General features: G+C 69.1%; 23 protein-coding genes. 7 read left to right on the top strand and 16 right to left on the bottom strand.

The window, feature by feature from the left end; genetic code table 11:
* Positions 1-13 precede the first annotated feature (13 nt).
* From C667_RS03220 to gudD, 11 genes are all read right to left on the bottom strand, one after another.
* Positions 14-1,012 carry a DMT family transporter gene (locus tag C667_RS03220; protein WP_051174615.1) on the bottom strand — a complete coding sequence of 333 codons (999 nt, stop codon included), beginning with the start codon at positions 1,010-1,012 and terminating at the stop codon, positions 14-16.
* 81 nt (positions 1,013-1,093) lie between these two features.
* The gene (garD, locus tag C667_RS03225; protein ID WP_004356942.1) at positions 1,094-2,656 is read right to left on the bottom strand and encodes a galactarate dehydratase; all 1,563 of its coding nucleotides are present in this window, start codon (positions 2,654-2,656) and stop codon (positions 1,094-1,096) included.
* An 80-nt stretch (positions 2,657-2,736) separates the two neighbouring features.
* A complete protein-coding gene (locus C667_RS03230; protein ID WP_004356943.1) occupies positions 2,737-5,049 on the bottom strand; it encodes a glycoside hydrolase family 3 protein in 2,313 nt (770 codons plus the stop codon).
* Positions 5,050-5,250: 201 nt separating this feature from the next.
* Positions 5,251-6,276 carry a lactonase family protein gene (locus C667_RS03235; RefSeq protein WP_004356944.1) on the bottom strand — a complete coding sequence of 342 codons (1,026 nt, stop codon included), beginning with the start codon at positions 6,274-6,276 and terminating at the stop codon, positions 5,251-5,253.
* Between the two features lie 7 nt (positions 6,277-6,283).
* Positions 6,284-7,567 carry a TRAP transporter large permease gene (locus C667_RS03240; protein WP_004356946.1) on the bottom strand — a complete coding sequence of 428 codons (1,284 nt, stop codon included), beginning with the start codon at positions 7,565-7,567 and terminating at the stop codon, positions 6,284-6,286.
* Positions 7,567-8,100 (bottom strand): TRAP transporter small permease, encoded by a 534-nt coding sequence (locus C667_RS03245; RefSeq protein WP_004356948.1) that lies wholly within the window; start codon positions 8,098-8,100, stop codon positions 7,567-7,569. The genes C667_RS03240 and C667_RS03245 overlap by 1 nt, the downstream gene beginning before the upstream one ends.
* 71 nt (positions 8,101-8,171) lie before the next feature.
* Positions 8,172-9,164: a TRAP transporter substrate-binding protein gene (locus tag C667_RS03250; RefSeq protein WP_004356950.1), complete on the bottom strand. Its 993-nt coding sequence runs from the start codon at positions 9,162-9,164 to the stop codon at positions 8,172-8,174.
* An 86-nt stretch (positions 9,165-9,250) separates the two neighbouring features.
* A complete protein-coding gene (locus tag C667_RS03255) occupies positions 9,251-10,072 on the bottom strand; it encodes an NAD-dependent epimerase/dehydratase family protein (protein WP_004356952.1) in 822 nt (273 codons plus the stop codon).
* A 28-nt stretch (positions 10,073-10,100) separates the two neighbouring features.
* Positions 10,101-10,865 carry an HpcH/HpaI aldolase family protein gene (locus C667_RS03260; protein WP_004356954.1) on the bottom strand — a complete coding sequence of 255 codons (765 nt, stop codon included), beginning with the start codon at positions 10,863-10,865 and terminating at the stop codon, positions 10,101-10,103.
* A gap of 99 nt (positions 10,866-10,964) precedes the next feature.
* Positions 10,965-11,894, bottom strand: coding sequence for a 2-hydroxy-3-oxopropionate reductase (glxR, locus tag C667_RS03265; RefSeq protein ID WP_370701704.1), 930 nt, complete (start codon positions 11,892-11,894; stop codon positions 10,965-10,967).
* Between the two features lie 3 nt (positions 11,895-11,897).
* On the bottom strand, positions 11,898-13,247 hold the full coding sequence (gene gudD, locus C667_RS03270; RefSeq protein WP_039920678.1) for a glucarate dehydratase: 1,350 nt from the start codon (positions 13,245-13,247) through the stop codon (positions 11,898-11,900).
* Between the two features lie 462 nt (positions 13,248-13,709).
* On the opposite strand from gudD, the gene C667_RS03275 reads away from it, so the two are divergent.
* From C667_RS03275 to C667_RS03285, 3 genes are all read left to right on the top strand, one after another.
* Entirely contained in the window at positions 13,710-14,405 is a 696-nt protein-coding gene (locus C667_RS03275; RefSeq protein WP_004356960.1) for a FadR/GntR family transcriptional regulator, read from the top strand.
* 72 nt (positions 14,406-14,477) lie between these two features.
* Positions 14,478-15,413 carry an AEC family transporter gene (locus tag C667_RS03280; protein WP_004356962.1) on the top strand — a complete coding sequence of 312 codons (936 nt, stop codon included), beginning with the start codon at positions 14,478-14,480 and terminating at the stop codon, positions 15,411-15,413.
* Entirely contained in the window at positions 15,413-16,363 is a 951-nt protein-coding gene (locus C667_RS03285) for an AEC family transporter (RefSeq protein WP_004356964.1), read from the top strand. The genes C667_RS03280 and C667_RS03285 overlap by 1 nt, the downstream gene beginning before the upstream one ends.
* Positions 16,364-16,500: 137 nt before the next feature.
* On the opposite strand, the gene C667_RS03290 is transcribed toward C667_RS03285, so the two are convergent.
* Entirely contained in the window at positions 16,501-17,076 is a 576-nt protein-coding gene (locus C667_RS03290; RefSeq protein WP_004356965.1) for a hypothetical protein, read from the bottom strand.
* 166 nt (positions 17,077-17,242) lie between these two features.
* Between C667_RS03290 and C667_RS03295 the strand changes: the two genes are divergently transcribed.
* The 3 genes from C667_RS03295 (at position 17,243) to C667_RS03305 (ending at position 21,941) form a co-directional block, all read left to right on the top strand.
* The gene (locus C667_RS03295; RefSeq protein WP_004356967.1) at positions 17,243-18,838 is read left to right on the top strand and encodes a glycoside hydrolase family 19 protein; all 1,596 of its coding nucleotides are present in this window, start codon (positions 17,243-17,245) and stop codon (positions 18,836-18,838) included.
* Between the two features lie 186 nt (positions 18,839-19,024).
* Positions 19,025-21,040 carry a monovalent cation:proton antiporter family protein gene (locus tag C667_RS03300; protein WP_004356969.1) on the top strand — a complete coding sequence of 672 codons (2,016 nt, stop codon included), beginning with the start codon at positions 19,025-19,027 and terminating at the stop codon, positions 21,038-21,040.
* A 16-nt stretch (positions 21,041-21,056) separates the two neighbouring features.
* Positions 21,057-21,941 carry a universal stress protein gene (locus C667_RS03305; protein ID WP_004356971.1) on the top strand — a complete coding sequence of 295 codons (885 nt, stop codon included), beginning with the start codon at positions 21,057-21,059 and terminating at the stop codon, positions 21,939-21,941.
* A gap of 38 nt (positions 21,942-21,979) precedes the next feature.
* Here the strand turns inward: C667_RS03305 and C667_RS03310 are convergent, their stop codons facing one another.
* Genes C667_RS03310 through C667_RS03325 form a run of 4 tightly spaced genes read right to left on the bottom strand, consistent with a single transcriptional unit; the run spans position 21,980 to position 25,903 of the window.
* Positions 21,980-23,056 (bottom strand): alkene reductase, encoded by a 1,077-nt coding sequence (locus tag C667_RS03310; protein ID WP_004356973.1) that lies wholly within the window; start codon positions 23,054-23,056, stop codon positions 21,980-21,982.
* Positions 23,053-24,426 (bottom strand): polysaccharide pyruvyl transferase family protein, encoded by a 1,374-nt coding sequence (locus C667_RS03315; protein ID WP_004356975.1) that lies wholly within the window; start codon positions 24,424-24,426, stop codon positions 23,053-23,055. The genes C667_RS03310 and C667_RS03315 overlap by 4 nt, the downstream gene beginning before the upstream one ends.
* A 14-nt stretch (positions 24,427-24,440) precedes the next feature.
* A complete protein-coding gene (locus C667_RS03320) occupies positions 24,441-25,241 on the bottom strand; it encodes an ABC transporter permease (protein ID WP_004356977.1) in 801 nt (266 codons plus the stop codon).
* A complete protein-coding gene (locus C667_RS03325; RefSeq protein ID WP_004356979.1) occupies positions 25,235-25,903 on the bottom strand; it encodes an ABC transporter ATP-binding protein in 669 nt (222 codons plus the stop codon). Before C667_RS03325 ends, C667_RS03320 begins: the two co-directional genes overlap by 7 nt.
* A gap of 371 nt (positions 25,904-26,274) precedes the next feature.
* Between C667_RS03325 and C667_RS03330 the strand changes: the two genes are divergently transcribed.
* Positions 26,275-26,661 carry a hypothetical protein gene (locus C667_RS03330; RefSeq protein WP_004356982.1) on the top strand — a complete coding sequence of 129 codons (387 nt, stop codon included), beginning with the start codon at positions 26,275-26,277 and terminating at the stop codon, positions 26,659-26,661.
* Positions 26,662-26,857 lie beyond the last annotated feature (196 nt).

Consider the following 26,857-nt stretch of genomic DNA (forward strand, 5'->3'; position numbering starts at 1 on the left):
GGGTCAGGGCGCCTCAGTGCGAGGGCCCGCCGGTCTTGCGGGTGGTTTGCGGTTGCTGGATCGGCGCCGACGCAACGGTGAGCGAGGGTGTCTTCTCGGTGGTCACCCACCAGATGCCGGCCGACACCATCGCCAGGGCGAGCGCATTGCGCCACTGAAGGATGTCCTCGCCGAGGAAGATCGCCGACAGCAAGGCTCCGAACACCGGGATGAGGAAGTTGTACACCGTGACCATGCCGACGCGGTTGTACTTGAGCAGGGTTGCCCAGAGGGCGAAGGCTGCCGAGGACAGGACCACCATGTAGGCCAGCAGTGCCGTGGAGGCGAGGGTGAAGCCCTCGAGCGTGCCGCCGCCGCCATAGCCCATCAGCAGCAGCACCGCGCCGCCGATCGATAGCTGATGACCGGTCATCACCATCGAATCCATGCGCTGCGAGATGCGCTTGCCGAAGATCGTCGCCGCAGACAGAACGAAGGCCGCGATGACGATGAAGCCCTCGCCGAGCAGGGTGAACTCGAAATCCAGCCCGGCGCCGCCCCCGGCGAGGTTCACCACCATGACGCCTGCGAAGCCCACCGCGCAGCCGAGCGCCTTGCGATAGCTCAGGCGGTCGTTGTGGTAAATGAAGTGCGCCAGCAGCACGCTGAAGAAGGTGCCGGTGGCGTTCAGGATCGATCCCTTCACCCCGGTCGTGTACGCGAGACCGATGTAGAAGAAGACGTATTGCAGTGTGGTCTGGGTGACGCCAAGCAGGGCCAGTGCGCCAAGATCACGAGCGCCGAAGCAGAACACCGGCTTGTTCATGATCCGGGCCAGTACCAGCAGCACCCAGCCGGCGAAGAGGAAGCGCCAGCCGGCGAACACGAGCTTGCCGGGGATGTCGTCGGCGGCGATGCCGAACATCGCGTAGCCGTTCTTGATCGCGGGGTAGGCGCTGCCCCACAGCAGGCAGCACAGGGTGGCGAGCAGGAAGACGGCCTTCGGGCCGGAGAACAAGTTGCGGCTATCCACGAGATCGGGCTCCCTGAAAAGTGGCTTGCGCGCAGCTTCCTCGCGGAAGGCGCGCGCGGGGGCAAAGCGGGGGATGAAGGATCAGGTCACCGGCGCCGGGTTGAACAGCACCAGCGCATTGGCGAGCTTCCAGTGTTCGGCCCAAGTCTTGCGGCCGCTGGCGACGTCGAGCATCCGGTGGAAGAGCTCCCAGCCGATGTCCTCGATCGTCGCCTCGCCGGTGGCGATGCGACCGGCGTCGACGTCCATCAGGTCGTGCCAGCGCCGCGCCAGGTCGCTGCGGGTGGCGACCTTGATCACCGGGCATTCGGCCAGGCCGTAGGGTGTGCCGCGGCCGGTGGTGAACACGTGCAGGTTCATGCCGGCGGCGAGCTGCAGGGTGCCGCAGATGAAGTCGCTGGCGGGGGTGGCGGCGTAGATCAGGCCCTTCTGCTTCAGCTTCTCGCCCGGCGCCAGCACGCCCGAGATCGGTGCCGTGCCGGACTTCACGATCGAGCCCATCGCCTTCTCGACGATGTTCGAGAGGCCCCCCTGCTTGTTGCCGGGCGTGGTGTTGGCGCTGCGGTCGACGCGCCCGCGATCCAGGTAGGCATCGTACCAGGCCATCTGCGCGATCATCGCCGCGGCGACCTCGGCATCGATGGCGCGCGCGGTCAGCTGGTCGATGCCGTCGCGCACCTCGGTGACCTCCGAGAACATCACGGTGGCACCGGCACGCACCAGCAGGTCGGTGGCGAAGCCGACCGCCGGGTTTGCGGTGACGCCGGAGAACGCGTCGCTGCCGCCGCATTGCACGCCCACCACCAGCTCGGAGGCGGGTACGGTCTCGCGCCGGCGGGCGTTCAGGCGCTTGAGGTGTTCCTCGGCGCTGTTCAGGATCGAGTCGATCATCGACAGGAAGCCGACGTGGCGCTCGTCCTGCAGGCAGACGACGTCGAGCCCGGCATCGGTGCCGGTGCCCGGGGCGCGTTCATCCACGATCGGGATGCTGCCCGGTGGCAGCAGGCGCTCGGGCTGCAGCTTCTCGCAGCCCAGACTCACCACCATCACCTCGCCGCCGAAGTTCGGGTTGAGGCTGATGTTGCGCAGGGTGCGGATCGGCACGACGGCGTCGGGCGCGTCGATGGCCACGCCGCAGCCGTAGCTGTGTTCGAGGCCGACGACGTCGTCCACATTCGGGTATTTCGGCAGCAGCTCGGCCTTGATGCGCCGCACCGCGAAGTCGAGCACCCCGGCCACGCATTGCACCGTGGTGGTGATGGCGAGGAGGTTGCGCGTGCCGACCGAGCCGTCGGGATTGCGGTAGCCCTCGAAGGTGTAGCCCTCGAGCGGCGGCAGTGGCGCGGGCTTGCGGGTCGCGATCGGCAGGCCGTCGAGTTCGCGCGCAGCGGGTATGCGAAGCAGGCGCTCATGCACCCAGCTGCCGGCCGGGATGTCCTGTACGGTGTAGCCGATGGCGACGTCGTAGCGCCGCACCGCGGTGCCGGCAGGGAGGTCGATCAGCGCGACCTTGTGGGCTTGGGGGATGTTCTCGCGCAGCACGAGGCCATCGGGCAGGACCGTTCCCGCGGCCAGACCGCCGTCGTTGGCGACGATGGCGACATTGTCGGCGGGGTGCATGCGGATGGTGAGCGGTGATTGCATCTGGATCCTCCTTGTGCGGTTGCGCCTTCCGTTCGAATGTCGGGGCGAGCCGGCAGCATCGGCCCGCCCCGCTTGCCGCGTCAGTAGCTCAGACCGAAGCCGAACGGATACAAGGTGTTGGCTTCCGGGTAGCCCGGTGCGTCGGGGTCGTTGTCGATTACCGCCTGCAGGTTCTTGGCGAGCGCGAACGGGAGCTTGCCTTGCGGGGCGATCGATGTGCCGGTCGCCAGGATCTTGCCGGTCAGCACGTCGAGCAGCGCGGTGTTGCTCACACCGAAGCCGGCCACGATCGCACCCGCATCCTTCAGGCCGCTGGCGTCATCGAGCACGTAGGGCTGGCGGAAGTAGACGCTGAGCACGGTCTTCTCGGCGCCGATCTCGTTCATGACCGCCTGAATGTCGGCGAGCGCGGGCGAGATCTGCCAGGACTTCGACGAGGCCATCGTGGAGAACGACAGATTGTTCGCCTCCCAGGGCAGCGCACCGCCGAAGACCAGGCCGTTGGCGACCGGGCCGCCAAGGTAGCCGTCGTCCACGCACTGCGGGTTCTGCGCGGGATGCGTGACGCAGGGGTCCTGCGCGCCCCAGACGGCGCCGGTGAGCGGATTCAGGAAGGACGGGTTCGCCCCCGTTGCCGGATCCAGGGAGCGATAGCCGTTGGTGCCGACGTTGCGCACTTCGACACGGATGATCGCGCGGTCGTATCCGGCGGCCGAGGGGCGGCCGTCGACCCTGCCCTGGGCATCGCGCGGGAGGGCGGCACCGGACGGATCGGCCTCGCCGTTGGTGACGTCGGCGAAGTAGTTGCGCAGGTCGGCGGTGTCGATGCCCATCGCATAGATGCGTGCGCCCGCCGGTACCGGCAGCGTCTTCGCGCCCGCGTCCCCCTGATTCTGCAGCAGCACGACGGACTTGCGCTGGACGTCCAGGCCGGCGGTGCGGTTGGCTCCGGTTCCCACGCTGGCGGTTGCAGCTGCTTCGGCGACGTACGGGTTCTCGAACAGGCCGAGCTCGAACAGCGGCTTCAGCAGGCGGCGCGCGGCTTCGTCCACGCGCTGTTCGGTCACCAGGCCGGCAGCGACGAGATCGGTGATCGTCTTGACGTCGTTGAAGCCGGATAGCGTGTCGGTTCCGCCGTTGATCGCCGCGGCGACCCGCTCGGGTACCGTCTTTCCCTCCAGGCCCCAAGCACGGTCGTTGATGATGCCGGTGTCGGAGTTGACGTAACCGTCGAAGCCGAGCTTGCCGCGCAGCAGATCGGTCACGATCTGCTTCGAGAAAGCCATGCCGGTCTGGTCGTAGGTGACGCCGTCGTAGGTCACGCTGATCGGCACGCCGTAGTAGGGCATGATCGAGGAGACACCGGCGTCGATCGCGGCCTGCCAGGGCTTGAGATGATAGCCGAACTGGCCCGCCGGATAGACCTGGTTCTTGCCGAAGGCGTAGTGCGGGTCGAGTCCGAGCTCCTGCGGACCGCCGCCGGGGAAGTGCTTCATGGTCAGCGCGACCGGGGACTCGGGCTTGAGTGGTCCGCCCTGCAGATGAACGACCAGCGTCTTCATGATGTTGGCGGCGAGATCGGCATCCTCGGTGAAGGTCTCATGTACGCGATACCAGCGTGGTTCGGTGCTGAGGTCGGCCATGTAGCCGTACATGCCGCGCAGGCCGATCGCCTTCCATTCCTCGCCCATTACGCGGGAGAACTGCTCGACCACCGCCATGTCGCCGACCGTGGTCGTTCCCTTGTTGCGAAACTCCTCGCCCAGCGCGGCGGCGGCGATGCCGGCCTCCTTGGGGAATTCGGTCATCACGCCCGACGAGTTGTTGATGCCGGTGCGGGCATCGCGCTCGAAGTGGTTGCGGGCGTTCGACTTGAACAGCGCGGGGATGCCGAGCCGGGTGGCCTCGGTCATCGCCTGGATGGTGTTCATGTATTTTGCTGCTTCGGCCGGGGTGAGCCGTGACCCCGCGCGGATGCCGCTGTCCGGTGCGCAGGTGCCGACGGCGTCGACCACGTTGCGGAAGATGAAGCGATGCATCATCTGCACGCCGATGTAGTTGTCGGCGAGGGCGGGAGCCGCGCCGGCGCAGCCGCCATTCAGGGTCTGGATGAGCATGAGCCCGGCCTTCTCCTCCAGGGTCATGCGGGCGACGAGGTCATCGACCCGGGCGTCGATCGGCTTGCGCCAGTCCTCGTAGGGGTCGACGCTGCCGTTGCCGTTCAGGTCGCGAAATTCGTAGCCGCTCTCGCCGACGATCTTCTTTACCCGGACATCGAGGGTGGGTTGCTCGTAGGACGGATCCGAGTCGCCGAAGCAGCCACCGAGCAGGCTGGTCATTGCTGCGGCCACCGCGAGGGCGAGCGGGCGGCTGCGGGGGAAGTTGGGTTGCATGGAGGGTCTCCTGGAGTCGTTGCGTACTTTTTCGTGTGCTTTTTGTCCCGCATTGCCGGAGGGTTGCCGGAAATCGGGGGCGCGTCGAACCGCCAGGACGGGGTCTTCCGCCTGCACGATCCGGGTGCGTCGCAATGGACTCTGCCCGTTCGGCTGAGTCCGTTGGAGCGGAGCCGGGGGCTCCGGGTAGTGGAGAAAATCTCAGTCCGGGGGCTCGTGACCGCGCAATTCGACGATCTCCACCCAGTTCGGATTGCGCCCCACTGGCAGCGACTGCACCGCTTCGAGCATGCCGCTGGCAGGGTCGATGGCGTACCGTGCAAGACGGTTGGAAAGCTGGCCGACGGTGAGGAGGAAGCGGCCATCCGGGTCGATCGCGAAACCGCGCGGTTGCGTCTCGGTCGCGATATGGCCGAGCGGCACCAGGCGCGTGCCGGCGTCCTCTACGCGGAAGGCGGCGAGCGTGCTCGAGCGCCGCTCGCTGGCGTACAGGAAGCGGCCGTCGGGGGTGATCTGCAGGTCGGCGGCCCAGGGTTCGCCGGTGAAGCCGGGCGGCAGGGTGTCGACGGTCTGTACTGGACGCAGCGTCCCGCTCCTTGCATCGAAGGCGAGCACGTCGAGGGAGGCGTCGAGTTCGTTGAGCAGATAGGCGACTCCGCCATCCGGATGAAAGCGCAGGTGGCGCGGGCCGGCGCCGGGCCGGATCGGCAAGGTGGCGGGTTCGTTCGGATCGAGCCTGCCGCGGTCGGGGTCGAACGTGAACTGCATCACCACGCCTCCGCCCAGGCTGGTGGCCAGGACGTGGTGGTTGGAGGGGGCGGGCAGGACGGCGTGGGCGTGGCGGCCGGTGGGGATCGATTGCCGTACCGGGGCAACGATGCCGTCGGGGCCGATGGGGCTCACCGTGAGCACGTCGCCCTGGTAGGACGCGCCGAACAGCCAGCACCCGCTGCGGTCGGTGGCGATGTAGGCCATGCTCGCCGGCAGCGGTGCCTCGCCCAGCCGGCTCAGCGCGCCATCGGCCGGATCGATGGCGAAACTGACGACCGCCATCGGTTCGCTGCGCCGCGCCGCATACAGGAAGCGGCGGCAGGGGCTGACCGCGAGCGGCATCACCGTGCCGCCGACTTCCGCCGTGCCGAGCGGCGCCAGGGTGCCGTCGGCCGCCATCGACAGCAGCGAGAGGTCGCCGCTGTCGGCGTTGGAGACATAGACCACGGTGCTCATCGCGGGCTCACAGGCCGAGGGCGCGCGGCAGCCACAGCGACAGGCCGGGCACGTAGGTGACGAACAGCAGCACGATGAAGAGGGCGAAGAAGAAGGGCATCGCCGCCTTCGTCACCACGCCGATCGGCAGCTTGGCGACCGCGCTGCCCACAAACAGCACCGTGCCCACCGGCGGCGTGATCAGGCCGATACCCAGGTTCACCATCATGATCATGCCGAAGTGCACCGGGTCGATGCCGAGTCCGGTGACCACCGGCAGCAGGATCGGCGTCAGGATCAGGATCAGCGGCGCCATGTCCATCAGCGTGCCGAGTGCCAGCAGCATGACGTTGATCAGCGCCAGGATCACGTAGCGGTTGTCCGAGAGCGCGGTGAAGGCGGCCGTGACCTTCATCGGGATCTGCATCAGCGTCATCAGGTAGCCGAAGGATGCCGCGAAGCCGATCAGGATCATGACGATGGTCACGGTCTTGACGGTGCGGTGCATCAGCTTGGGCAACTCGCTCCACTTGTAGTCGCGATAGATGAACATGGTGACGAAGAAGGCATACACCACCGCGATCGCCGCCGACTCGGTGGCGGTGAACACGCCGCTGAGGATGCCGCCGAGGATGATGACGATGGTGAGCAGACCCCACATCGCCTCGCCGACGATCTGCAGCGCCTGGCGCAGCGGGATCGGGTCGCCCTTCGGGTAGTTCTTCTTCTTGGCGATGAAGAGGCACATGATCGCCAGGGTCAGCCCGAGCAGCAGGCCTGGGACCACACCGGCCATGAACAGGCTGGCGATCGACACCGTGCCGCCGGCGGCGAGCGAATAGATCACCGCGTTGTGGCTGGGCGGGATCAGGATCGCCTGCACCGAACCGCTGACCGTCACGGCGGCGGCGAAGGCGCGCGGGTAACCCTTGCGTTCCATCTCGGGGATCAGCACCGAGCCGACCGAGGCGGTGTCCGCGACCGACGAGCCCGAGATGGCGCCGAAGAAGGTCGAGGCGAGGATGTTCACCAGCGACAGGCCGCCGCGGATGAAACCTACCAGCACGCCGGCGAAGGCGACCAGGCGGCGCGACATGCCGCCCTCGGCCATGATCGCGCCGGCGAGCACGAAGAAGGGGATCGCCAGGAGCGAAAATTTGTTGACCCCCGAGGCCAGCTGGATCATCACCGCCTCGAGTGGCAGTTCGATCCACATCGCGCCGACCAGCGCCGCGAGGCCGAGGGAATAGGCGACCGGGACGCCGATCGCGATGAAGATGGCAAGACTGCCGAGCAGGACCAGGGCGTCCATCATGCGCCTCCTTCGGCGGGTTCTTCGTGGTGTTCGTCGAAGCGCACGATCGGCCGCGTGTGCTGGCTGCCGAAGACGACGCGTTCGATGACGAACAGCAGGGTGATCGCGCTGCCGACCGGCAGGGCGAGGTAGGTGTAGCCGACCGGCATCGACGGCAACTCGGCGACGGTCTGTTCCATGGTCGCCAGCACGAGATCCATGCCGTACCAGGCGACGAACACACTGATGCCGCCCATCAGCAGATCGACCAGCTTGGCGCACACGCTCTGGAGGCTCGCGGGCAGGCGTTCGGTCAGCATGGCCACGGCGATATGCCCGCCGGCCCGATAGCTGGCCGCGGCGCCGATGAAGGTGAACACCACCATCAGCATGATCGAGATGGGTTCCGGCCAATGCGAGCCGGTGCCGAGCACGTAGCGTGAGAAGACGCCCCAGGGAATGATCAGGGACATGGCCAGGATGGACAGGCCGGCGACCCAGATGCAGGCGTGATAGACGTGGTCCATCAGCCGGATGAAGGGATGACTCATTTGGAGAGGACTCCGGAGGTAGGGCCGATGCCCATGCGGTACATCGACCCCTGGGAGAGACGTCTTGACGCTTACTTGACCGCTTCGATGCGCTTGATCAGGTCCGCGTACTTCTCGCCGTACTTGGCGCGCACCGGTGCGGTGGCGTCGTAGAAGGGCTTGTTGTCGACGTCGATGAACTCGACGCCCGCGGCCTTCAGCTTGTCGGTGCTCTCGGCCACGCTCTTGTTCCACAGATCGCGCTGTTCCATCTGCGCCTCGCGGCCGAGTTTCTTGAACATGGCCTGGTCTTCCGCCGACAGCTTGTCCCAGGTGACTTTCGACATGACGATGATCTCGGGAATCATCAGGTGCTTGGTCTGGGTGTAGTACTTGGTGCCGGTGGTGTAGTGGTTCGAGGTGAGCAGGCTCGGCTCGTTGTTCTCGGCGCCGTCGATCACGCCGGTCTGCAGTGCGGTGAACACCTCGCCGTAGCCCATCGAGATGCCGTTGCCGCCCATCGCGTTCATGGTGTCGATGAACAGCGGGTTGCCCATCATGCGGATCTTCTGGCCCTTGAGGTCGTCGGGCGTGCGCACGGGCTTCTTGGTGTACAGGCTGCGGCTGCCGGCGACGGTGAAGGCGAGCGCGACCATCTTGGCCGACGACGCGCTGATCTTGTCGAGCATCTCCTGACCAATCGGGCCGTCGAGCACGGCGTGCAGGTGGGCCTCGTCACGGAACATGAAGGGCATGTTGAAGACGTTGACCTCGGGCACCACGTTGCCGACCGGGCCGAGCGAGGTGCGCAGGATCTGGATCGCGCCGAACTGGGTCTGCTCGATCATGGTCTTCTCGTCGCCGAGCACGCCGCCCGGGAACATCTGGAACTTGATGCGGCCGTTGGTGGCGGCCTCGGCTTTCTTGCCCATGTTCTCGACCGCTACCACCGTCGAGTAGCCGGTGGGGTGCACGTCGGCCGCCTTCATGACCGTCTGTGCGTTCGCACCCATCGGGGCGAAACCGGCGAGGCCCAGCGCAGCCATCAGGGCGCCGGTGGCGAGGAATTTCCTGCGAGTTTTCATGTGAGTCTCCTTCCTGTGGATGGGGTGCTGCGGGCCGCTTGCCGCCGCTGGCGGCTCGAGGCCGGTGATGAAAGAAGCCGGTCGGATCAGTCGAAGGGCCCCTTGGCCACGAAGCCGCCGCCCTGGTAGAGCGCGACCGGGTCCTTGCGGTCGATGGTCTGCTGGCGGGCCTCGACCTCCTCGCGGAACACGTCGGAGCTGTCCAGCGGGCGGTAGCCGATATGGCGGGCATGGGTGTTGTCCCACCAGGTGGTGGCGTTGTCCGACATGCCGTAGATGACGGTGTGGCCGACGATCGGTGCGGTCAGGCCGGCGACCACGAGGCGCTCGAGGTCGTCGAAGCTCATCCAGGTGGCGAGCATGCGGCGGTCGACCGGGGCGGGGAAGGACGAGCCGATGCGCAGGCTGACGGTCTCGATGCCCCAGCGGTCGAAGTAGAGCTGTGCGAGGTTCTCGCCGAAGGCCTTCGACAGGCCGTAGAAGCCGTCCGGTCGGACCGGGGCCCGCGTGTCGATGACCTCGTCCTGGCGGTAGAAGCCGGTGACGTGGTTGGAGCTGGCGAAGATGATGCGCTTGACGCCGTTCTTGCGTGCCGCCTCGTAGAGGTTGTAGGCGCCGACGATGTTGCCGGCCAGGATCGGCTCCCAGGGCTGTTCGGTGGATACGCCGCCCATGTGCACCACGGCGTCGACGCCGTCGAGCAGCGCCAGCATGGCGTCCTTGTCCTCGAGCGAGGCCGTCATCACTTCCTCGCCGGCGCCCGGCGCACCGAGGTCGGAGCGATGGCTGACGCGCAGCACGTCGCAATAGGCGCGCAGGCGGGGGCGCAGCTCCTTGCCGAGGTTGCCGGCCGCGCCGGTCAGCAGCAGGCGCTTGAAGCGGATGGGAGAAGCGGGCTTTTCGAGCATGGTGGTCGTCCGGGTGTGAGTCGTTGGATCAGGCCTTGAAGCGCTGCACCAGGGCCTGCGCGCCATCGCGCAGCACGTTCTGGTCGGCGCCCACGGCGACGAAGAGGCAGCCGAGCTCGACGTAGCGCTTGGCCAGGGTCTCGTCGCCGGTGAGGATGCCGGCGGCCTTGCCGCAGGCCTGGATGCGGCGGATCGCGTCCTCGATCGCGGCCAGCACCTCGGGGTGCTTGGGGTTGCCGAGGTGGCCGAGCGCGGCGGAGAGGTCGCCCGGGCCGATGAAGACGCCGTCGATGCCTTCCACGCTGGCGATCGCCTCGATGTTCTTCAGGCCCTCGACGGTCTCCACCTGCACCAGCACGCAGATCTCGTCCTCGCAGCGGTGGGCGTAGTCCTTGATGCGGCCGTAGTTGGAGGCGCGCGGGGCGCCGGCGTAGCCGCGCACGCCGCGGTTCGGGTAGCGCGTGTAGGCGACCGCGTTGCGCGCCTCTTCCTCGGTCTGCACGTAGGGCACGAGCAGGGTCTGCACACCGATGTCGAGCAGGCGCTTGAACAGCACCATGTCGTTCCAGTAGGGGCGGATGATCGCCGTGGCGCTGCCGCCGTTCATCGCCTGCAGCTGCGACAGGATGGTGCCGACCTCGTTGGGCGAGTGCTCCATGTCGAGCAGCAGCCAGTCGTAGCCACAGTGGGCGAGGATCTCGGTGCTGATGTTGCTGCACAGGTGCGACCACAGGCCGATCTGCTTCTGGCCGGACTGGATGGCGTGCTTGAAACGGTTGATGGGCAGGTCCATGGTCGTTTCCGATGCGCTAGGCAAAAAGGTGGCGGGCACTGCGGCGACTTGCGTCATCCACGGCGCCCGCCGTGGGAGAGCGGTGGGATCGGGCGCGGCTCAGTTGCCGGCGATCTTGTGGTTGGCGGCGATCTCGAGCGCCTGCACCAGGCCGGAGTGGTCCCAGCCGGCGCCGCCGTGGGCCGCGCAGGCGTTCATCAGCTGCAGCGCGCTGGCGGTGTGCGGCAGCGACAGGCCGAGCGCGCGCGCGCCTTCGAGGGCCAGGTTGAGGTCCTTCTGGTGCAGCTCGATGCGGAAGCCGGGGTTGAAGGTGCGATTGATCATGCGCTCGCCGTGCACCTCGAGGATGCGCGAGGAGGCGAAGCCGCCCATGAGCGCCTGGCGCACCTTGGCGGGGTCGGCGCCGGCCTTGGAGGCGAACAGCAGCGCCTCGCCGACGGCCTCGATGTTGAGCGCGACGATGATCTGGTTGGCGACCTTGCAGGTCTGCCCGTCGCCGTTGCCACCGACCAGGGTGATGTTCTTGCCCATCAGCTCGAACAGCGGCTTGACCTTTGCGAAGGTGGCCTCGCTGCCGCCGACCATGATCGTCAGGCTGGCGGCCTTGGCGCCGACCTCGCCGCCGGAGACCGGGGCGTCGAGGTAGTCGCAGCCCAGCGCGTTGATGCGCTTGGCGAAGTCCTTGGTGGCGATCGGCGAGATCGAGCTCATGTCGACCACGGTCTTGCCGGCGGACAGGCCTTCGGCCGCGCCGTTGGCGCCGAACAGCACGTCGGCGACGTGCGGGGTGTCGGGGACCATGACGAAGACGATGTCGGCCTGCTGCGCGACTTCACGTGCGTTGGCGCAAACCTTGGCGCCCTTTTCCTGCAGTTCGGCGGGCACGCCGCCATGCGACTGCGCGAAGAGTTCGTGGCCGGCGGCGAGCAGGTGGCCCGCCATCGGTGCGCCCATGATGCCGAGGCCGATGAATCCGAGTTTCATGTGAGTTCTCCGTGATCGTTGAAGCGGTTTCGGGGTGGAGGGCAGGGCTCAGCGCACCATGCACGGGCGCTTGTTGTCGAAGATCCAGCCCGGGATCAGGTACTGCATGGCGACCGCGTCGTCGCGCGCGCCGAGACCGTTTTCGAGGTAGCAGCGGTGCGCCTGCTCGAGCTGGTCCTCGTCGAGCTCGATGCCAAGCCCGCCCTTCTGCGGCACGGCCACCTTGCCGTCGACGATCTGCAGCGGCTCGCGGGTCAGGCGCTCGCTGCCTTCCTGCCAGATCCAGTGGGTGTCGATGGCGGTGATGCGCCCGGGCGCGGCGGCGGCGCAGTGGGTGAACATCGCCAGCGAGATGTCGAAGTGGTTGTTGGAGTGCGAGCCCCAGGTCAAGCCCCATTCGTGGCAGATCTGCGCCACGCGCACCGAGCCGGCAAGCGTCCAGAAGTGCGGGTCGGCGAGCGGGATGTCCACCGACTGGAGCTGGATCGAATGCCCCATCTGGCGCCAGTCGGTGGCGACCATGTTGGTGGCGGTGGGCAGGCCGGTGGCGCGGCGGAACTCGGCCATCACCTCGCGGCCGGAGAAACCGTTCTCGGCGCCGCAGGGGTCCTCGGCGTAGGCGAGGACGCCGTGCAGGTCACGCAGCAGACGCACCGCGTCTTTCAGCCGCCAGCCGCCGTTGGGGTCGAGCGTCACGCGCGCCTGCGGGAAGCGCTCGTGCAGGGCGCGGATGGCTTCGACCTCTTCCTCGCCGCGCAGCACGCCGCCCTTGAGCTTGAAGTCGTTGAAGCCGTAGCGCGCGTGGGCGGCTTCGGCCAGGCGCACGACGCCTTCGGGCGTCATCGCGGCTTCGTTGCGCACGCGGAACCAGGCATCCTCGGCGTCGAGCTCGCTGCGGTACTTGAGATCGGTCTTGCTGCGGTCGGCGACGAAGAACAGGTAGCCGAGCATCTCGACCTCGCTGCGCTGCTGGCCTTCGCCGAGGAGCGCGGCGACCGGCACGCCCAGGTGCTGACCGAGCAGGTCGAGCAGCGCGGCCTCGACCGCGGTCACGGCGTGGATGGTCACGCGCAGGTCGAAGGTCTGCAGGCCGCGGCCGCCGGCGTCGCGATCGGCGAAGCGCTGGCGCATGGCGTTGAGGATGGCGTTCCAGTTGCCAGTGGGCTGGCCGACGATGAGGCTGCGCGCGTCTTCCAGGGTCTGGCGGATCTTCTCGCCGCCGGGCACCTCGCCCAGGCCGGTGTTGCCCGCACTGTCCTCGAGGATGAGGATGTTGCGGGTGAAGTACGGACCGTGCGCGCCGCTCAGATTAAGCAGCATGCTGTCCCGACCGGCGACCGGAACGACGCGCATGGAGGTAACGACCGGGGCCTTGAGGCTGGATCTGGAGGAAGTCATGTCTTTATCACGCCTGCTGAAGATGTATGACATCCTATAAATCGAAAGACGGGAATGCAAGTGCTTTTTTGATCCTCAGAATGATTTTTTCTATTGCAGTGCAGCACGGAAGACCCTGAATCTCGGCTTTCACGCTCGTTTTTAGTGAATAAGTCATTGTTGCAGCGCGCAATTCGGGGAGGACTTGGTTTCGATGTGGTCCGATGACTCTTCAGGTTTGGAGGTGCGGGCTTCGGATGTCTGACAATCAGGCGGGGCATTAGCTTGGCTCAAGACGTCAGACAACATACAATCAACCGCAAGCTGTTCTAGCCCGGCTTGCCACGTCACTTCGTTCGGGCCTTGCGAAACCCTCGACCAGGAGCGCATCGCGCGCTTGTTGCCATGAACCCCGCACCTGCCGCCGCACCCGACACCGTCCGCCCGCGCCGCCGTCCCGCACGTGGTCTCGCTCATGAGTTGATGGCGGAACTGACGCGGAGGATCCAGGCTGGCGAACTCAGCGCCGGCGACAAGCTGCCCACGGAGTCGGAGATCGTCCGAGAGCGCGGGGTCAGCCGCACCGTGGTGCGTGAGGCGATCTCGCGCCTGCAGGCTGCCGGACTGGTGGAGACGCGCCACGGCATCGGCTCCTTCGTTCTGTCAACGCCGTCGCAGACGCAGGGAACCCTGCGGATCGATCCTGCGACCCTCAACACGGTGCGCGACGTCATCGCGATCCTCGAACTGCGCATCGCCCTCGAGACCGAGGCGGCTTCGCTTGCTTCCCTGCGCCGCAACGATGCGCAACTCGACGAGATGCGGGCGGCGCTCGATGCCTTCCAGTCGGCGGTCGGTACCCAGCAGAGCTGCATCGGCGCCGACATTCGCTTCCATCTCGCGATCGCGGACGCTACCGGCAATGCGCATTTCTCCGACTTCATGAAGCATCTCGGCGAGACCATCATCCCGCGCTCGCGAGTCAACACGGCACGCCTGGCTGGTGACGACTTCGCCGAGTACCTCTACCGCGTAAACCGCGAGCATGAGGACGTCTACAACGCGATCCGCCGCCAGGACCCGGAAGCCGCGCGCGCAGCGATGCGCACGCACCTGTCGAACAGCCGTGAACGCCTGGCCAGGGTCCAGGAAGAGGCGGAACGCGGCCGAGCTGAATAGCGCCCCGCCGACGTCGGTGGCTGTCGGCCGCCCGTTCGCCCGATCATCACGCGCGCTTTTCCAGGGGACGCAATGGACATCATCTTCGGCATCATCCTGCCGGTCTTCGGCACGCTCGGCCTCGGCTACGCCGCCGCACGCCACGGCGCCTTCGACGAGGCGGCCAACCGTGGCCTGTCGCTGTTCGTGTTCAACTTCGCGCTGCCGCTGATGCTGTTCCGCGCGATCGCGCAGGCCGAGCTGCCGGACGCGATGCCCTGGGGCTATCTGCTGTCGTACTACATCGGCGCCTTCGGGGTGTATGCGCTGGCGATGATCGGTGGCCGGGTGCTGTTCGGGCGCCGGCTCGACGAGCAGGCGGTGCTCGGGCTCGGCGGGGGCTTTTCCAACACCGGCATGCTCGGCATCCCGCTGGTGATGACCGCCTACGGTCCGGATGCGGCGCTGCCGCTGTTCGTGATGATCGCCTGCCACAGCCTGCTGCTGCTGCCACCCACCACCGCGCTGATCGAGGCCGCGCAGGGCAAGGGTGAAGGGCGCGGCGCGATGCCGCTGAAGCTGGCGAAGAGCGTGCTCGGCACCCCGATCATCTGGGGCCTGTCCAGCGGGCTGGCCTTCGCGCTGCTCGGCATCGAAATCCCCGGACCGCTCGACGCGGTGGCCAAGGGCCTGGGCAGCGCGGCGACGCCGTGCGCGCTGTTCGCGCTCGGCGCCTCGCTGACGCGCTACAGCCTGGGCGGCAACCTGCGCGAGCCGGCGCTGCTGGTGGGGCTGAAGACCGTGCTGCACCCGCTCATCGTGTGGCTGCTCGCCACCCAGGTGTTCGACGTGCCGCCGCTGTGGGTGGCGACCGGCGTGCTGCTGGCGGCGCTGCCGGCGGGTATCACGCCCTACCTGTTCGCGCAGCGCTACGGCGCCTGCCAGTCCACGGTGGCCTCGGCGGTCTTCCTGTCCACGCTGGTGTCGGTGGGCACGCTGTCGGCGCTGCTGTTCGTGCTGCGGCCCTGATGTCCGGTTTCCTCGAACTGCTCGACTTCTCGCTCGGCGTCACCGGGCCGATCTTTGCCCTGCTCGGCCTCGGCGTGCTGCTGCGCCGGGTCGGGCTGATCACCGAGGGCTTCATCGCGGCGGGCTCGCGGCTGGTGTTCGTGGTCGGCCTGCCGACCATGCTCTTCGTCAACATCGCGCGCACGCGGCTTGCGGACTCGGCGAGCGCCGGCATGCTGGTCTACGGCTTGGTGGCGACGGTGGCGATCTGGCTGCTGATGGAGATCGTGGCGAGCTTCGTCGTGCACCCGGAGCGCGATCGCGGCGTGGTGGTGCAGGGCGCCTTCCGCTCCAACTTCGGTGTCGTGGGCCTGGCCTACTGCGGCAACGCCTACGCCGAGCCGGGGCTGGCGATGGCCTCGCTCTACGTCGGCGTGCTGACGATCCTGGTCAACATCCTCGGGGTGATCACGCTCAGCCGCTCGCTGCACCGCAGCCAGGGTCCGGGCAAGGTCCTGCTCGGCATCGCCACCAACCCGCTGATCCTCGGCATCCTGCTCGCGCTGCCGGTGTCGGCGTTCGCGATCCCGCTGCCGGCGGTGGCGATGAAGTCGGCCGGCTACATCGCCGACATGACGCTGCCGCTCGCCCTGTTGTGCGCCGGCGCGACGCTGGATTTCCGCAGCCTGCGGGCCGAAGCCGGCAACACCGCGCTGGCCGGCTTCGGCAAGCTGGTGGCGATGCCGCTGGTGTTCACGCTCGGCGCGTGGGCGGCGGGCTTCCGCGGCATGGAGCTCGGCGTGCTGATGCTGATGGCGTCCTCGCCCTCGGCGGCGGCGAGCTATTCGATGGTGCGGGCGATGGGCGGCAACGCCACGCTCGCGGCCAACATCATCGCGCTGACCACGCTCGGCTCGCTGCTCACCACCAGCGCGGGGGTGTGGCTGCTGCGCGGGCTCGGGCTGATCTAGGGTAAAAGTGCGCGGCGTGCTCCCGCCACTGTTTTCGCGCCTGCCGGCGCTCCTACATGAACCGCCGCGCGTCCCGGAGCCGCCTGTAGGAGCTGCGGCCGCTGCGAACCCGGCGGTCCGGCAATCACACGCACGCGTCACGGCCGTGCGGGTGGTCGCGTTTCCTCGGAGCGTCGGCACTGCACCGGCGCGACCTCCACCAGGTTGCCCGTCGCGGCGTGGAACAGAGAGCCCAGGGCGCGACCGTTCTGCCAGCTTTCATGCAGCGCGAGCGAACCGCGCAGGCCTTCGAGTTGCACCGCGTCGGGCTCCGGTGCGCCGAAGTCGAGCAGGCGCAGCTCGCCCGTCGCGTCGATGATCGCCTCGAAGCGCAGCGCGCCGGCGAGGTCGGGCGAGGCATCGCTCTGGCCGGCAGGAAAGCGCGGCGTCTCGGGCTGGCCGGGAATGTTCCACAGGAAATCCGGCGTGACGATCTCGAAGCGGGTCACCCGGCGTCCGTCTGCGGCCAGGCCGAGCAGCAGCCGGGTGTCGTTGGCGTCGTCCGTGCTGCTGCACACCACGAGCCAGCGCGTCGCGAGCGGCGCGGCATCGGAGCGCGCGGCACCGGCCGATGGCGTGCGGGCGTCGCAGCCACCCGCGAACACGAGGCTGGCCAGCACGCACAGTGTGGCGGCGGCGATCCTGGGGGTCGAGCGCGAGGGCATGGAGAACATGGGCATCGCCTCCGTCCGCGAGAGCGGGATGAACGGATTATGGCCGACTTTCCCGCCGGCTTCGTCCGCCGTTCGCGTCGCCCAACGCCGTCCGGGGCGACAGGTCTTGAAAACGCCGACCCCATGGGCTTAAGTGAAGGCAGGAATGCCTCCCAGGGAGAATGCCATGTTGGTCACGCGCGAACTGCTTACCCGGATGGGGGCCTCGGCGGCGCATGCCGATCGGCACCTCGATGCGCTGAACGCGGCGATGGCGCTGCATGGCATCGACACCGAGCTGCGCATCGCCCACTTTCTCGCGCAGGTGATGCACGAATCCGGCTGCCTGCGCCTGACCGAAGAGAACCTCAACTATTCCGCCGAAGGCCTGCGCAGGGTCTTCCGCAAGTATTACCGCAGCGACGCCGAGGCGGCAGCCCACGCGCGCCAGCCCGAGCACATCGCCAACCGCGTCTACGCCAGCCGCATGGGCAACGGCCCGGAGTCCAGCGGCGACGGCTTCCGCTATCGTGGCCGCGGCCTCATCCAGCTCACCGGCAAGGACAACTACCGCAGCTTCGCGCAGTGGTGCGGCGCCGACGTGGTGGCCAACCCGGACTGGGTGGCCGAGCGCTACGCGGTCGAGTCCGCGGTGTATTACTGGGATCGCAACGCGATCAACGCGCTCGCCGATGTCGACGACCTCGGCGCGATCACGCGCCGGATCAACGGCGGCTTGATCGGATACGAGCACCGTCTCGAGCTCTTGCGCACGGCCAAGCGCACCCTGCGCGAGCTGACGGCGGCCGGCACGGTCGACACCGTCGCCCAGCCCGCGGTGCTGCAGCCCTCGCATCGTGTCGGCGCTACCCAGCTCATGCTGCGCAGCGCGCCGGTGGTCGCCGATCGCACGCGGATCGGCGTGCTGAACCAGGGCAAGGAGGTGCAGGTGCTCGGGCCCGCCGGCGAGCCCGGCTGGGTGCGCATCCGTGTGTCCCTGAGCGGGCTGCTGCGCGAGGGCGTGGTCGCCGAGCGCTATCTCAAGGCGTTGCCGACCAGCCGTGGTGCGGCAACCGTGCCCGCCGCCCCGGCGCAGGCCGCCGCGCTTCCTGCGGCACACATGCAGCAGGATCGCGCCGACATCACCCGCCGCCGCGACGGCGGTCGCGCCTATCCGCTCGGCGAAGCCGGCCGCCCCGCGCGTGCGGGCGGCGACGCGGCGAGCCTGGCGGCCTCGGTGTCGGCGATCGTCGATTACCTGGATGTGGCCAACCCCGCCCATCTGCGCTACAAGCCGGCGGGCAGCACCACCTACTGCAACATCTACGCGACCGACCTGGCCTACCTGTGCGGCGTCTATCTGCCGCGGGTGTGGTGGACCGACCGCGCCCTGCTGCAGCTGCGCGAGGGCGCCCAGGTGGCGGTCGAATACGGCCGCACGGTACGCGAGCTCAACGCCAACTCGCTGTACGACTGGCTCGAGGACCACGGTCCCGCCTTCGGCTGGAGGCGCGAGGTCGAGCTCACCGCGCTGCAGGCGGCGGCCAATGCCGGCCAGGTGTGCGTGATCGTCGCCCGCCGGGTGGACCTCAACCGCCCCGGCCACATCACCGCGGTGGTGCCCGAAACCGGCGACGCGAAGGCGGTGCGCAGTGCGGAGCACGAGGTGCTGCGCCCGCTCGAGTCGCAGGCCGGTACGCGCAACGTGCTGCGTGGTACACCGGCGAGCGCCTGGTGGCAGGGCAGCCGTTTCCAGGCTTTTGCGTTCTGGCGCCATCCCTGAGGCGCGGCCGCCGTAGCGCAGACCTGCATTGATCGGCGCGCGCCGGGATGACGTGGGTATGGCCTCGTTGCAGTGCCCAGGCTGCACGATACATCCAGTCTGCCGCCGTGTATGGTTGGGGGGTCGCCGTTCGGGCCCTGTGCGGGGCCGGATCCACCGTCCCTCTCCGAATGCCCCGAGTTCCGGATGCTTCCCCGCGTCCAACTGCACGTCCTCATCCTGCTGGTGTTCTCCGTTGTCGCCGTCGTCGCGCTGCAGCGCATGCGCATGCCCTCCAGCCTGGGCTATCTGCTGGTTGGTGCGCTCGTCGGGCCGCACGCGTTCGGACTTGTACCCGATGTCGAGCACAACCGCGTGCTGGCCGAATTCGGCATCGTCTTCCTGCTGTTCACGATCGGGCTGAACTTCTCGTTGCCGCAGATCCTTGCCATGCGCAACCTGGTGTTCGGCCTCGGCACCGCCCAGGTCGGCTTCACCACCATCGTGGTCGGCGTCGGTGCCTGGCTGCTCGGCCATGCGCCGGAGACGGGCTTCGTGATCGGTGCGGTGGTGGCGCAGTCCTCGACCACGATCATCAGCAAGCAGTTGATCGAACAGGGCGAGGACCAGAGTCGGCACGGCAGGCTCGGGGTCGCGATGTCCGTGTTTCAGGAGATCACCGCCGTCCCCTTCGTGGTGGTCATTCCGGTGCTCGGCATGGCCTCGGGGTCGGTCGCGGCGCCGCTCGGGCTGGCCCTGTTGAAGGCGGGCGCGGCCTTCGTGCTGGTCTTCCTGGCCGGACGCTGGATGCTGCGGCCGCTGTTTCACGAAGTCGCGGGGCGGCGCTCGGCCGAACTGTTCACGCTGACCGTGCTGCTGGTGAGCCTGGTCGCCGCGGCGATCACGCAGAGCCTCGGCCTGTCGATGGCGCTGGGTGCCTTTCTGGCCGGCATGATGCTGGGCGAGACCGAGTTCCGCCACCAGATCGAATCGACCATCCGGCCGATTCGCGATGTGCTGCTCGGCCTGTTCTTCGTCACCATCGGCATGCTGCTCGACGTCTCGGCGCTGCCCGAGATCTGGCACCTGGCGCTGGCGGGTGCGGTCGCCATGCTGGTTGCGAAGGCGGTGCTGGTCTTCTTCATCGTCCATTCCGCGGGGGTCAACCGGGCGACGGCGGTGCGCACCGGCGCGGTGCTGGCGGTGGGTGGCGAGTTCGGCTTCGCCTTGCTGGCGATTGCGCTCGACAGCCAGGTGCTGGCTTCCGATGTGGCGCAGGTGGTGCTGATGGCGGTCCTGTTCCGCATGCTGATCGCCCCCTTCCTCATCCGCTACAACGCGGCCTTCGCCAGTCGCCTGGTGCGGCGACCGGTGCTGGCCACCAATGGGGTGGCGCATGCCGGGGACGCGCCGCCCGGCCAGCGTGGCCACGTGGTCATCTGCGGCTATGGTCGGATCGGTCAGAACCTCGCGCGTTTTCTGGAAGTGGAGCGGATTCCCTTCATCGCCCTCGACATGGATCCGGCGCGGGTGCGCGACGCCCATGCCGCAGGCATGCCTGTGTTTTATGGGGACGCTTCCGAGCGCGACATCCTGGAGGCGGTCGGGGCAGACCATGCGCGGCTGATCGTGATCTCGCACGACGACCTCGGTGCGGCACGCAAGGTGCTGCAGCAGGTGCGCGCGAGTCGCTGGCCGGTGAAGGTCATGGTGCGTACCCGCGACGAGGCCCCGCTCGCCGAACTGCTCGAACTCGGCGCGACCGAGGTGGTGGCCGAGACGGTGGAGGCCAGCCTGATGATCGCCGCCCATGTGCTGCTCATGGCGGATGTGCCGACGCCGCGTGTGCTGCGCCGCATTCGCGCGGCGCAGGCCAACCGTTACCAGCACCTGCACGAGCTCTACCGTTCGGACGAACCCGCGCTGGGCGAGGCGGATCAGGATCCGGGCCAGGATCGGCTGCATGCGGTCGAAGTCGTCGCCGGCTCGGCCGCGCTCGGACAACTGCTCGGCGCGCTGGCGCTCGGCGACTGCCGGCTGCAGGCGCTGGTGCGGGCGGGCGAGCGCATGCTCCACCCCTCGCCCGGCCTGAAGCTCGAAGCGGGCGATACGCTCGTGCTGTTCGGTACGCCGGACAGCCTCGGCAAGGCCGAAGCATCCTTGCTGGCGCGGGTGGCATCGACCGAGCCCGAATCCGCCCCGATGCGGGAAGACACCCAATGACGAGAGGAGGTCGGCAATGACACGGATCGACAGCGTATTGGCCCTGACCGATTTCTCCGCGCCCGCGCGCCATGCAGCCGAGCGCGCCGCCATGGTTGCGCGCGACACCGCAGCCGCGCTCGATCTGCTGCACATCCAGGTGCCGGGCGCGCTCGATCGGCTGCGTGCCGCATTCACCGGCCTGCCCGCCAATTTCGAGCAGACGCTGGTCGATGAGGCGCGCCGCGAACTTCACGAACTCGCCACCCGGGTGCAGGCCCGGCACGCCATCACGCCCGGCACCCACCTCGCGTCGGGGCCACTGCTGGCCGAACTGATCGCCTTCGCCGACGTGCGCAATCCCGATCTTCTGGTGTTGGGCGCGCGCGGCAGCAGCCATCTGCGCCACCGGCTGCTCGGCTCGACGGCCGAGCGCATGGTGCGCACCACCCGGCGTCCGCTGCTGGTCGTCAAGGGCATGGCGCACGAGCCGTATCGCCGGGTGCTGGTGGCGGTCGATTTCTCGGCCCATTCGCGCCCGGCGATCGCGCTCGCGCGGGCGATCGCGCCCGGCGCCACGCTGTTGCTGCTGCACGCCTTCGAGGTCCCCTTCGAGGGCAAGCTGATCCAGGCCGGTATCGACACGGCGGAGATCGAGCACTATCGGCAGCTGACATCGCAGCAGCACCGCGCCCGCCTGGTTGATCTTGCGCGTGAGGTCGGGCTGGACGACGCGGACTGGTTGCCACGCGTGCTGGTCGGGGCGCCGCGGCACAACATCCTCGAGCAGGAGCAGGAAGGCGACTGCGACCTGATCGTGGTCGGCAAGCATGGCGAGAGCACGCTCGAGGACCTGATCCTGGGCTGCGTCACCAAGCAGGTGCTGACCGAGGCGCAGGCTGACGTGCTGGTGGCGGTCTAGGCGCCCCCTGGTGGGGCGCCGGCGTTACGTGCTGGGGTTTATGCGCCTGCGGCCAGGGTTGGATAGTCGGTGTACCCGTGCGGTCCCGGTGTGTAGAAGGTCGCCGGATCCGGCGCGTTGAGCGCGGCGTTGCGGCGGATGCGCTCGGGCAGGTCGGGGTTGGCGAGGAAGGCGGTGCCGAAGGCGACCGCGTCGAGCTTGCCGGCGGCGATCGCGGCGTTGGCCTCGTCGGCCTTGTAGCCCATGTTGCCGATCAGCACGCCGCGGTAGGCGGCGCGCACCGGCGTCACCACGTCGCCTTGCTGCTTGCCGAAGAAGTCGCCGCGCATCAGGTGCAGGTAGGCGAGGCGGTAGTCGTTGAGGCAGCCGGCGAGCCATTCGACGAGGCCCACAGGGTCGCTGTCGACCATGTCGTTGTAGCTGTTGAGCGGTGACAGGCGCACGCCGACGCGGCCGCTGCCCCACACCTTGCACACCGCCTCGAGCACCTCGAACAGCAGGCGGGCGCGGTGCTCGCGCGGGCCGCCGTAGGGGCCGCCGCGCTGGTTGCTGCCGTCACGCAGGAACTCGTCGAGCAGGTAGCCGTTGGCGCCGTGCACCTCCACGCCGTCGAAGCCGGCGGCGCGGGCGTTCTCGGCGGCGCGCGCGAAGCCGGCGACGATGGCCGGCAGCTCGTCGTCGCGCAGCTCGCGCGGCACCACGTAGGGCTGCTTGCCCTTGGGCGTATGCACCTCGTCGCCGGTGATCGCGAGCGCGCTCGGCGCCACCGGCTGGCGGCCGTCGTTGAGCAGCGGGTGGCAGGCGCGGCCGCCGTGCCAGACCTGCAGCACGATGCGCCCGCCGGCGGCGTGCACCGCATCGGTGACCTTCTTCCAGCCCGCGATCTGGGCCTCGGAGTGGATGCCGGGCTCGTGCCAGAACGCGGAGTTGCCCTCCATCGCCATCGTCGCCTCGGCGATCAGCAGGCCGGCGCTGGCGCGCTGGGCGTAGTGGGTGGCCATCAATTCGCCGGGCACGTGGCCGGCTTCGGCGCGGCAGCGCGTGAGCGGGGCCATCAGGATGCGGTTGGGCAGGGCGAGCTCGCCGGCCTGGAGCGGGGTGAAGAGATCGGTCATGGGGTCTTGTCCTCGGGGTCGAGCGGATCGAAAAGGTGTGCGAATGCGCTGCGCGCCGCAGCCTCGGCGAGGTCGGCGAGCTGCGCGGCGTGCGCCTCGCGTTGGCCAGGCGCTGGCTCCATCACGGAGCGGGCGAGCGCGCGGAGGTTCCCCGGCGCGGCCAGGTGATGGCGTTGCGGCGGGTACCAGGTGTCGAGCCAGGCGCGCAGCTTGGCGGCCTGCGCCGTGCCGCAGGCGATGCTGATGGCGGGGCGCGCGAAGGCGTCGGCGACGATGCGTGCGTGCAGGCTGCTCGCGCAGCATAGCGCGGCGCTCGCGATCAGCGCGCACAGGTCGAGGAGGTGGCGGGACTCGGCCACCACCGCGGATGCCGCGTCGGGCAGGCGGCGGCGCAGGCGCTGCAGCGGTTCCGGGTCGTCGTGCCAGGGTGCGCGTCCGGCGCAGAACAGCACGACGCCCAGACCGTGCGCGCGGGAGATCGCGGCAAGGTCGTCCGCGAGCGCGGCGAGGGTGGTGTCGTCGCCGAGTTCTGCCGCGAGCTGCACCGCCACGTAGCCCTGTGCGAACCGCGCCCGCAGCACCGCGGGTTCGCCCAACGCGGCGTGGCGTGCCACCTCGGCGCCGAGCAGGCGCTCGACCAGTACCGCCGGGTCGGGGACGAGTTCGGCTTCGATGCCCGCCGCGGCGAGTGCGTCGCGAGTGCGCCGGTCGCGCACCTGGACGCAGGCGGCCGCGCGCAGTTCGTCGAGGGCCTCGGCACGCAGCGCCGCGGGCAGGCTCGCGAAGTCGACGCCGCCGATGCCGGTGTGCACGATGCGGGTGCCGGGCGGCAAGGCGGCATGCGGGGCGAGGTAGGGCAGCCCGAGTACGTTGCCGAGCACGCCGCGTGCCCAGGCCTCGCGCGCGCTCGGGTCGCGGTCGTGCAGCGCGATCGCGTGTGCGGCGCCGGTGGCGTCGAGCAGCATCACCGCCGCCTCCCCGGCGCTGCAGCCGAGGATCTCGCCGCCCACCTGGAGCAGCGCGGGGGGCGATGCGGGCGGCCATGCGGGTGCCCCCTCGCGCGGGGCGGGATTCCATTCCCGGGCGAGTTCGGCGAGCACCTGAACGCGGGCACCGCCGTCCGTCCTCAGGTCGCGCGCGGCGAGGCCCGCGAAGCGCACTTCCCGCCCGGGCAGCAGGCGTGTGGCCAGCTCGGCGGCAATGCGCCCGAGCAGCAGGTCGCCGAGGTTGTGGCGGTCGAAGGCGCCGAAGAGGAGGAGCGCGGAGCGTCGGGCGCCGGCATCGGCGGTTTCCATGGCGGCGACACCGGTCGGCGCGACGTGCGTGCCGGCGACGCCTGCGGCCGTCGAGGCGGGGGCGGCCGGGCTCATCCTGCGCGTCCCCGTCAATCCGCGCTGGTGTGCAGGCGGTCGAGGCGCAGGCGCTGGCGCTCGTCGAACAGCCGGCGTGCGCCCAGGCTCACCGCCACCACGGTGCCGAAGCCGGTGCCGCCGGCGATCAGGAACATCACCAGGATCTGGTACTTCACCGCCTCCACCGGCGGCGTGCCGGCGAGGATCTGGCCGGTCATCATGCCGGGCAGGCTGACGATGCCGGCCGCGGCCATGGCGTTGATGATCGGGATCATGCCGACGCGGATCGCCTCGCGCCGGGTGTCGGCGATGGTCTCGTCCCAGTCCTGGCCGAGCGCGAGCCGGGCCTCGAGCACCGCGCGTCGCGTGCTCGCCTCGTGGGTCAGGCGGTCCAGCCCGAGGGCGATGCCGTTCATGGTGTTGCCCAGCACCATGCCGAGCAGCGGGATCGCGTACTGCGGCGTGTACCAGGGCGTGTTGCCGATCACCACCAGCAGCGCCAGCACGCTCACGGTGAAGGAGGACACGAACATCGACAGCGTGCCCAGCCCGAAGCCCCACCACCCGACGAAGCGGCGCTTCTGCCGTGCCATCACCTCGCGCCCGGCGGCGGTGATCATCACCGCGGCCATCGCCGCGACCCACAGGAAGTGCACGTTGTCGAACAGCAGCTTGAGCACCAGGCCGATCAGCAGCAGCTGGATCGTCGTGCGCGCCGCCGACACCACCAGGCGCTGCCCGATCCCCAGCCCGAGGCGCAGCGACACGCCGGCGAGCGCGAGGATCAGCAGCGCGGCGAGCGCGAGGTCGAGGACCGTGAGCTCGATCACCATGCCGCGTCCCCTGCGCCAAGAGACCTGGCGTGGCCGACGCTTGCGGCCTCGCCTCCGTCTTCTTCGCCTTCCTCGACCAGCCGATCGTCCTCGAGCACGAAGCGGCGCTGCGCCACCCGCGCGGCCTGGCGCGGGTCGTGGCTGACCCACAGCAGCGCGGCGGCGTGCTCGCGCCGGTAGTCGCCGAGCAGGGCCTCGACGCGGGCGGTGCTGTCCTCGTCGAGGTTGCCGGTGGGTTCGTCGAGCAGCAGCACCGCGGGCTGCTGCATCAGCGTGCGCAGCAGGGCGAGGCGCTGGCGCTCGCCGGTGGAGCAGCGCGCCACCTGCCAACCGAGCGCGTCGGCGGGCAGGCCCAGGCGGTCCAGCCAGGCGGGCGTGCAGCCGCCGGGGAAGTGCTCGCCCACGCGGTCGGCCCACCACTGGCCCTCGGCCATCACCAGCGCCACTTGGCGCCGCCAGGCCGGCCCCGGCATGGACGCGCACGCGCGCCCGTCCAGCACGGCCGCGCCGGCGTGCGGGTCGAGGTCGGCGATCGCGCGCAGCAGCAAGGACTTGCCGCTACCCGAGGCGCCGCGGATGCAGACGCATTCGCCGGCGGCGATGTCGAGGTCGATCGGGCCGACGTGGCGAGTGCGGAGCTGTTGCAGGGAGAGGGTGGGCATGGCGGGATGTTCGCGTGTCCGGGCGAGGTTTTCAATGCGGCAGCGCCGGCGGGATCGCACGTTCGCCCCCCGAAGCCGCGGCGGTGTCCTGTAGGAGCGCCGGCAGGCGCGAATGCGGCGTCGGCACGACCGCCTTCGCCCGGCGTCGGCGCAACCACCCTCGCTCATTGCCGCCGCACCGCCTCCTTCGCTGCTGCCGCCGCTCCACAGGGGGGGCTCGCGAGCGGTGCACTCGGCAAGGGCGGTCCGCTTGGGCGAGAATGTGTAAGCAATCCATGCGCGCATCCGCCCGCGTGGAATCTTTTTTCCGGCGGGGGCTCACACTTCCGCATGCGGCGCGGATGGTCCGCGCCCCCCGACAGGACTGACTCATGTACAGGGATCCCCGATTCTCCGGCCTCTTCCAGACCCTCGGCGGGCCGGCCGCCAAGCCGCCCACGCTGCTGCAGAAGGTGGTCGGCGCGGTCGTCATGGCGGGCGTCTTCATGCTCGCGCTGACCTTCTCGGTCGCTTTCTTCGCGGTGCTGCTGACCGCCGGCGTGGCGATCTGGGGCTGGGTGTGGTGGAAGACGCGCGCCCTGCGCAAGGCGATGCGCGCGCAGATGGATGCGCAGGCTGCCGCACGCGGCGCGCGCGCGGAGGGCTACGGCCCGGCTGGCGGCAACCGCGGGCTGATCATCGAGGGCGAGGTGATCCGCGAGGTGGAGGTCGAGGACGAGGGGCGCAGGGAAGGCCCGGGCGGCCGTACGCCGTCGTGACGCCCGTCCCCGTCGTCACGCCGCCAGCCACGCAGCCGACCGCGGCGATGCCCGACGCCAGCGCGGGCGAATGTTGCGCCCGTGCGCAGGCCGAGTCGTGGGCGCGCGCGGAGGCGCGCCGCTTCGCGCCTCGCCCGTCGGGCCCCCTCGTGCGTCTGGGTACCCTGCTCGCGCGCCTGGCCCGCCGCGCGCGCGG

Origin of the sequence: Thauera phenylacetica B4P, assembly GCF_000310225.1 — a bacterium.
Classification (GTDB): domain Bacteria; phylum Pseudomonadota; class Gammaproteobacteria; order Burkholderiales; family Rhodocyclaceae; genus Thauera; species Thauera phenylacetica.

Coding starts and splice junctions, on each gene's coding strand:
- C667_RS03245 (WP_004356948.1), bottom strand. CDS start 8,100: ATGAGTCATCCCTTCATCCGGCTGATGGACCACGTCTATCACGCCTGC.
- C667_RS03315 (WP_004356975.1), bottom strand. CDS start 24,426: ATGAGCCCGGCCGCCCCCGCCTCGACGGCCGCAGGCGTCGCCGGCACG.
- C667_RS03285 (WP_004356964.1), top strand. CDS start 15,413: ATGTCCGGTTTCCTCGAACTGCTCGACTTCTCGCTCGGCGTCACCGGG.
- C667_RS03240 (WP_004356946.1), bottom strand. CDS start 7,567: ATGGACGCCCTGGTCCTGCTCGGCAGTCTTGCCATCTTCATCGCGATC.
- C667_RS03290 (WP_004356965.1), bottom strand. CDS start 17,076: ATGTTCTCCATGCCCTCGCGCTCGACCCCCAGGATCGCCGCCGCCACA.
- C667_RS03310 (WP_004356973.1), bottom strand. CDS start 23,056: ATGACCGATCTCTTCACCCCGCTCCAGGCCGGCGAGCTCGCCCTGCCC.
- C667_RS03300 (WP_004356969.1), top strand. CDS start 19,025: ATGCTTCCCCGCGTCCAACTGCACGTCCTCATCCTGCTGGTGTTCTCC.
- C667_RS03295 (WP_004356967.1), top strand. CDS start 17,243: ATGTTGGTCACGCGCGAACTGCTTACCCGGATGGGGGCCTCGGCGGCG.
- C667_RS03255 (WP_004356952.1), bottom strand. CDS start 10,072: ATGCTCGAAAAGCCCGCTTCTCCCATCCGCTTCAAGCGCCTGCTGCTG.
- C667_RS03320 (WP_004356977.1), bottom strand. CDS start 25,241: ATGGTGATCGAGCTCACGGTCCTCGACCTCGCGCTCGCCGCGCTGCTG.
- C667_RS03305 (WP_004356971.1), top strand. CDS start 21,057: ATGACACGGATCGACAGCGTATTGGCCCTGACCGATTTCTCCGCGCCC.
- C667_RS03325 (WP_004356979.1), bottom strand. CDS start 25,903: ATGCCCACCCTCTCCCTGCAACAGCTCCGCACTCGCCACGTCGGCCCG.
- C667_RS03230 (WP_004356943.1), bottom strand. CDS start 5,049: ATGCAACCCAACTTCCCCCGCAGCCGCCCGCTCGCCCTCGCGGTGGCC.
- C667_RS03260 (WP_004356954.1), bottom strand. CDS start 10,865: ATGGACCTGCCCATCAACCGTTTCAAGCACGCCATCCAGTCCGGCCAG.
- C667_RS03280 (WP_004356962.1), top strand. CDS start 14,478: ATGGACATCATCTTCGGCATCATCCTGCCGGTCTTCGGCACGCTCGGC.
- garD (WP_004356942.1), bottom strand. CDS start 2,656: ATGCAATCACCGCTCACCATCCGCATGCACCCCGCCGACAATGTCGCC.
- gudD (WP_039920678.1), bottom strand. CDS start 13,247: ATGACTTCCTCCAGATCCAGCCTCAAGGCCCCGGTCGTTACCTCCATG.
- C667_RS03330 (WP_004356982.1), top strand. CDS start 26,275: ATGTACAGGGATCCCCGATTCTCCGGCCTCTTCCAGACCCTCGGCGGG.
- C667_RS03275 (WP_004356960.1), top strand. CDS start 13,710: ATGGCGGAACTGACGCGGAGGATCCAGGCTGGCGAACTCAGCGCCGGC.
- C667_RS03235 (WP_004356944.1), bottom strand. CDS start 6,276: ATGAGCACCGTGGTCTATGTCTCCAACGCCGACAGCGGCGACCTCTCG.
- C667_RS03250 (WP_004356950.1), bottom strand. CDS start 9,164: ATGAAAACTCGCAGGAAATTCCTCGCCACCGGCGCCCTGATGGCTGCG.